This window comes from Kluyvera intermedia, from assembly GCF_021440345.1.
GTDB classification, from domain to species: Bacteria; Pseudomonadota; Gammaproteobacteria; order Enterobacterales; family Enterobacteriaceae; genus Kluyvera; species Kluyvera intermedia_A.
Window position 1 is genome coordinate 1 of the sequence record NZ_JAKCNS010000085.1, and the last position, 6,631, is coordinate 6,631.

At 49.1% G+C, this 6,631-nt stretch carries 4 protein-coding genes; all 4 read right to left on the bottom strand.

Annotated features, from left to right (window positions below; translation table 11 throughout):
• Window positions 1-109: 109 nt before the first annotated feature.
• The 4 genes from LZ634_RS19535 to LZ634_RS19550 all read right to left on the bottom strand — a co-directional run bounded on the left by LZ634_RS19535 (window position 110) and on the right by LZ634_RS19550 (window position 6,331).
• Window positions 110-1,357, bottom strand: a complete 1,248-nt coding sequence (locus tag LZ634_RS19535) for a capsule biosynthesis protein (RefSeq protein WP_234508175.1) — start codon at window positions 1,355-1,357, stop codon at window positions 110-112.
• 18 nt (window positions 1,358-1,375) lie between these two features.
• Window positions 1,376-3,397 (bottom strand): capsular polysaccharide biosynthesis protein, encoded by a 2,022-nt coding sequence (locus tag LZ634_RS19540; RefSeq protein WP_234508177.1) that lies wholly within the window; start codon window positions 3,395-3,397, stop codon window positions 1,376-1,378.
• Between the two features lie 62 nt (window positions 3,398-3,459).
• On the bottom strand, window positions 3,460-5,130 hold the full coding sequence (locus tag LZ634_RS19545; protein WP_234508179.1) for a polysaccharide biosynthesis/export family protein: 1,671 nt from the start codon (window positions 5,128-5,130) through the stop codon (window positions 3,460-3,462).
• A gap of 31 nt (window positions 5,131-5,161) precedes the next feature.
• The gene (locus LZ634_RS19550) at window positions 5,162-6,331 is read right to left on the bottom strand and encodes a capsule biosynthesis protein (protein WP_234508181.1); all 1,170 of its coding nucleotides are present in this window, start codon (window positions 6,329-6,331) and stop codon (window positions 5,162-5,164) included.
• Window positions 6,332-6,631 lie beyond the last annotated feature (300 nt).

A 6,631-nucleotide genomic window follows, 5' to 3' on the forward strand; every position in this document is an offset into this window, starting at 1 on the left:
TGCTAAGGTTCGCTCTGAATATAAAAATAAAAAAAGATATAATCGAAGCAAAAATCGATGGCATTCAACATAAGTAAAATTTTTTAATCATATAGTTTAAGACTTGGTTTTATTGCAAAAACCATTTTCCTTCTGTAATCTTTTCCTGATGAGTCACCTGATATTGCACCATTTCAGGTGACTTCCTGCCATAAAAGACGGCATTAATCTGAGTATTCATCCGCAAGTAGGCGCTAAATTTCTTAAATAGCACCGCATCGGGCTTAAAGTGTGTACTCCAATACTGATTGAGATGCCCCTGATACGTTAAGCCCTTAATGTCATACAGCGCTTGCCCCATCACTTTTAACGGCTTGTTGTGGATCAGTGCAGATATCCCCGCAGTACTGTTAATCGTGATGACCGCCTTCGAATGCGCTAGCATCCGTGGCATAGGTATATCGTGTACATAAATAACCCGATTGCTTACCCCATAATGCTTGCCCAACTTTTTAATCAATGGTCCATACAGACGATGCCCACGGTCCATTGGATGGTGTTTAAACACCAGATGGTCCGTCGGTGATGCTTTTTTAGAAAACGAAAATATTACATCGTTTATATAGTTACGCACATCCTTATAAGGACTATGGTTACGGATCTGGCTGTCGTTATAGACCTGTAAAATGGCTAGAAAATACTGTTGATCCAGCGTCGTTTGCAGCCGTCCCATGACGTGTCGCTCTTTGTATCTATACCACTGCTTACGCCAGCCGGCACGAATCCAACATTTGGCTTCATACCATGGTGAGAAAACCTTGTGGTGCCGATATTGAGGGAACTGATCCTGATAATGCCAGCTCACAAAGTAATACCACATGGCATGCCAGATACGCAGTTTGGTTGAGGGTTTTAAACTGTGTACTTCAAGCTCAGGCATATTGGGTAAATGACGATAGAACTCGGGATCTCGAGGGAGAGAGGAATAGGCGTTTACGCCACCGCTTTCAAGCGTAATAAAGTGTGGCCGCAGATAGCCTTCTTCAAATGCTAAGAAGCGTACGCCTTTAGCCTGCGCCCAGCGTTTAGCCGCTTGATGCAGTAATCGGCAGTCTCCGAAACACAGGATGGTGTCGAATGGGTATGTCTGCCACGTCTCTTTTAGCCAGTGTGGAAATTTTTCCGGTGACTGCGCATACGTCAGATACTGCCGTTTCCGGCAATAAAAGCGGTCGCCGGCGTTGAATACCACATTAGTGGCTTCTCGCCCTTGGGACTCCAGCCATTCCGCCATATCGTTGAAGAACGGTCCCATTGGCCCCTGCAATAGCAGATAACGTTTTCCTGAGAGGAGTGTATTGATTGTATTACTGTTCATAGAGAATCCCTCTCGATGTTAGTTCTTCATGGCTTTAAGCAGCATCTGCAGTTTGCGACCCTGTCGCTGCATATACTGAGCAGAGCCGCGCACTGCTCCCAGGTCTGGCCTTTTTTGGGCAAACAGCCAATCCATCGCCATTTCTGGCGAGATACTCTGCTTAGAATCTGGGTGGATGTAGGTGGGGTAACTAATCAGCGTTTGGTACAGTAGATCGTTGATGGTGAGACGACGTTTACGGCGCTCGCAGGTGTACTCGTCGGTTGTCAGCCCCCAGCCAGCATAGAAGGGCATGCCGTAGCAAAAGACCATTTTTCCATGTATCAGCGCTTCAAACCCTGACAGTGAAGTCATTGTGTGAACTTCATCAACTTGTTGAATGCATTCGATAATGTCGGCATCCCGTGCCACGCAATCGGCGAGGCTATTCATCTCTTCGTCCGGGATATGGCCAGGACGATTACCTACAAGGACATCAGGATGTGGCTTGTAGATAATATAAGCTTCCGGATTACGCTCCCTGACGGTACGCAGCAGCATCCGGTTGGTATTGATTGTTAAGGTTCCCCGAGCAATAGAGGCATCGTTCTCAACTTGTCCAGTGACTAGCAGTGTGCGCCTGTCAGCCGCATTGGTTGGAATTGCCCAGCGAGCTCCAAGGTTATATTTACTCAGTTTGCTCGCAATAAGCTTCTGACGTAGCACCTCAGTCCGCTGCTGCTGCTCGATCGTTAGCTGCGAATGGATGAGTGAATGTTCGAGATCGCTGGGGCGATTAGCGTCGTAGTAAATACCGGTTTTATCCAGTACGAGTGATAGCGGTGGTTGTAAATCTGAGCCCAGCCCGGAAGAGCGCAAGAAGCCATCTTCCATTCGCCAGATGGCGATATCATATTGGAGTGCTTTCTGCCGCCAGCGTTGTTCGCCTTTGATTCCCCAGACAACACAGACGCTGGCTTCCCGCCCCTTATGTGAGAAATCGACGCTGTTGCTTGACGTTTTCAGAAATGGCTTAACTATGCTGCTTTTCCATAACGACATGCCTGGTGCCCAGAGGTGACCGCTGCGGGTAAGTAGGTGCTTGCGCTGCAGGCGGAGATACTCGAGCACATCGAACAAGGTACCAGGGCATCCCGTATAGGGATCGATGTAGCGGGTGTATTGCAGCCAGGCGGCGGCAATCAGCGCACTCAATGGAGCATAGCCCCGCCGAGCCGATATTTCGTGAGCCTGTGGATGTCTATCATCAGTCAAACCCCAGCCGGCATACCACGGCAGGCCAAAGCAGATGACCTTTTTTCCCGCCATCAGTGCTTCAATTCCGTACTGAGAGGTAACGGTATAGACGTGAGAGACCTGATGAAGCAGAGATTGTGGACTGAAGTCTTTTGTTATTAATCGGATTCGAGGATCGGCCGTCAGTGACTCAAAATAACCTGTCTTTTTACCAGTGAGTACATCCGGATGCGTTTTAACCCAAATCTCGCTGTTGGGGTGCTCCTTCTTTGCGCAGGAGAGCATGGCTGCGAACTGCCGATCTGTCGCGCCTCCGAGCGTGACGGAAACATCGCCGAAGGTTTGATCAACAACCAGCACTACATCAGTATGATGGGTTTCATTGAAACGAGGTGCATGGTTGTATTTTGAAAGATCGTTTTCGACAATGAACGCCGCAGCGCGCTGTGCTTCTTGCTGTAAGACCGGTGTTTTGGCTTCCTGCTTGATCAATATTTCCAGGCGGCTAGGACGCAGGGCATCGTAATAAATTCCCAGATCGTCAACGATCATGCCTAACGGCGGCGTGCCGTTAACGCCTAGCCCTAATGACCGCGTAAAACCATCCTCCAGACGTAGCACCGGCAGCCCGGCTTTTTGTGCTCGCTCGATGGGGCGCTGGGAAGTAGGGCGCTCGCCCCAAACGGCAATAGCACCTACTTCGCCAGGAATAGTGGATAAAGGGGACAGCTTGCAGCACGCTTCGCCTAAAAAACGCTGAAGGTGCGGAATCTGCCAGATACCTGAAGAGTAGATGCCTATCATCCTGAACGGCTTCCATATTGGTGTTTTGTTGGTGGCGGAGTTTCTCCGCCACACCATGATTGTTACAGTTCCAGAATGACCTTCGCCGCCACCGCCATCTGGTAAAGGATGGTGGAAATGCCGCGTGTAACTTCCAGATTCTTGGTTTCGTATTTCGGCAGTACCATAATTTCATCGCCTGGAATGATGTCATCGACGTCGTCGGCATCCACCGCCGAACCATCCTGGTGAATCACGATAATTTTTGACTGCCCAGATTTCTGCGTCAGACCGCCGCACTTCTCGATGTAATCATCCACATCGAGCTTCTTATCCCAGGAGATGGCATTCGGGAACAGCACTGAACCGTGGATCATGACCAGCGATGTTTTTTCTGGGATGGTAATGACGTCGCCATCTTCCAGAATCACGCTGTCGAGATTGTTTTCGTTAAGCACCACCTGGCCCTTAGGCACAACATTGCGTGCTTTGGCGACGAAGCGGCTCACAAGCTGGGCTTCCTGTACGCGCAGGCGAGCTTCTTCTTGAGTTGCCGATTGCGAGGAAAGGGAGGCTTCTTCCAGTTTCTGCAATGAGGTATTGAGCATCTCTTTTTGGCGAACCGCGACCGAGTGGCGGTATAGCTGAATGCTGCTGAGCTGCGACATGCTGTTCGGTTTGAGTTGCGCCAGCACTTGCTTCATCGTCGAACCGTACGGCAGCACGACCGCATGCTCACCGGAGTGAGCACCTTCAATACGCACCTGGATAGTACCGGCATAACGGTCAGAGCTGATGATCAGCTTATCTCCGTCCTGCAACATTTTTCCCGAGGCGCTACTCAGCGGATAGTACTCGGTTCGTTTCATCGCTCCCTGCTGGCGTATGATGGTAAAGTGCGTCGCTCCTGGTTTGGGCCGCGACCATTCGAGCGCTTCAACCACAGGAATGCTGCTATCGTGGAACTCGAAGTCGTAGCTGTTATATACGTCGCCTTCTACGCTAAAAGTATACTGGCGAGGGCCAACGACAATCGTGTCGCCGTCAGAGAACTGCGACAGATTCAGCGAACCGTTGAGCAGGAAGTCATACAAGTTGACATGCGAGCGCTCGCGTTTCCCGCGCTTTACGGTGATATCGACATAGCTTCCGCGATCGCTATCGACGCCTCCGGCCTTACTCAGATAGGACAGCAGGGAATCGGAGGCTATGCCGCCGTATAGCCCTGGGTTTCTGACGTAGCCAGTCACGAAGACTTTAACCGGCTGCGCCTGCAATAGAGAGGCATAGACGTTAACGTTAGACTGATAAACCTCTTTGATTTTGGCCGTTACCAGGCTGTTAAGCTGGCCGTTGCTGACACCAGTAACTTTCAGCGGGCCGACGTTGGGTACGAAAATATTCCCTTTCGGGTCGACGGCAAGCGCGCCGTCAAAATTAAACGCCCCCCATAACCGAATTTGAATAGTATCGCCAAGACCAATGACATAGCTCGGGTTAAAACCAATGCTGCCCCCGCTATCTGCCGTGGAGCCATTGAACAACTGCGCGCCAAACATACGGCTGTAGGGTTGTTCCGGAATGGGGGCTGGTGTGTTATCAAAGCCGTTACTGTCTGCGCTTTGGTTTTTCGCCGCTAACAGTTGCGATAACCCTGCGGCTCCCGTGAGCTCCGGGTCAGCGGTAATACCCACCGCCAGCGCCTGACAGGATTGCAGAATGCTCAATATAAGAATCGTTTTAACTAATTTCATAATAGGCTCTGTTAATGATATTGGCGGTTCATTAGTCTTTGTGATCTTCAATAATGGCGATCAACAATTTGGCTGTGCCAAACAGCAGACAACACACCAATAACCAACTGGCTAAGAGATACGGTACGTTTGGAAATCGGGATTCTTGTGGTAGCTGAGGTGAACTAATCACGGACAGCGTTTTTAATTTTCGAGCGCTTTCCAGACGTGTTTTTTCGATAGCCTGTAGTGCGAGCGCATACAAATCGGTATCAAATTTCACCGTTGTTTTCAGGTCTTCGAAATCGGCAGCCATGCTGTTAAGCTTTTTACCGTCCGGGGCGGTAATTTTATTTTGTTCAACGTCGATCTGCGCCTGTAAGGATTTAATCGCGTTTCTGGAACTGACAACCTGAGGGGCATCTTCGCGTAAATAGGTCAGCAGGTTACGCAGGTCAGCCTCCATCTCAATTTTTTTGGCAATAAGCGCGTTGACTAACGTCGTTGCCGCTTCGGCGGAGGCCGCCGGATCGAGCACATTATTATTGTTCTGATATGCCAGCAGCTGGCTCTTGCTGGTGTTCAGACGCGCTTTAGTTTCCTGTAGCTGCTCTTCGGCAAATAGCATCTGTTCGCGGGCAATCTTATGTGACAACTCGTTAATAAAGCGCTCAGACTCTTTTAGCACCGTCTGGTTAAATTCCTGAGCGAACGCCGGCGTAAAGCCCTGTGTTTGGATAGACAGCAACCCGGTTTTCTCGTCGTAGTCGACGGATAGGCGGGAGCGGTAGTACTCAAGGTACCGTTCTGCGGTAATATCGGCGGGCAGATAGAAGAGGAAATCCCAGCCGCTCTGGCTAAACGCCTGGTGGAAATTGAGTTTCTTATCCAGCGCTTGCTGCATATCCGGCGAGTTGATGTACTCCTTCAGGTACAGCGAGTCTTCAGCGGAGGAGGGGTTAGATGCCCCCAGCAGCAGGCCGAAGTTGAGGCTGGAGCTGTCGAGATCGTTGGGACGCTTGACCGCAACCTTGGACTCGCTGACATAGCGAGGCTGGCTGAAAATTACCAAATAGATAATCAGTAGACACATAGGGGCTGCTATAATAGCTTTCCATAAATGGCGCTGAATATCGATTTGCTGACATCTTTTTATTACTGCGCGTGCCAGTTTTTTCTTTCTCGACAAAAAACGGCTAAACAGCACTTTATTTATTTTCATGAGTTATTGATTTTTTTTGTTGGATTTGTTAAGTGAATAAATAGATTGGAGTGCGAGTGGATTCATCCGCTCCATTTATTTATTCCATCCATTTCATATAACGCATGATGTTCGGTATGTTCAAACATCTCATTCCTTTGTGATATTTTGAATAACGGTCTGTATCCAATGAGTTTTTATCTTGGATAATCTTAATGAATGGTTTCTAATCCTGAAACGATACGGCATTTTTAGCACAGTCGTTAAGGCATCACAATAGTGATTATGTATTACGAGTTCGTCTTGCCGTCGTTTTATTAT

Coding starts and splice junctions, on each gene's coding strand:
- LZ634_RS19535 (WP_234508175.1), bottom strand. CDS start 1,357: ATGAACAGTAATACAATCAATACACTCCTCTCAGGAAAACGTTATCTG.
- LZ634_RS19540 (WP_234508177.1), bottom strand. CDS start 3,397: ATGATAGGCATCTACTCTTCAGGTATCTGGCAGATTCCGCACCTTCAG.
- LZ634_RS19545 (WP_234508179.1), bottom strand. CDS start 5,130: ATGAAATTAGTTAAAACGATTCTTATATTGAGCATTCTGCAATCCTGT.
- LZ634_RS19550 (WP_234508181.1), bottom strand. CDS start 6,331: ATGAAAATAAATAAAGTGCTGTTTAGCCGTTTTTTGTCGAGAAAGAAA.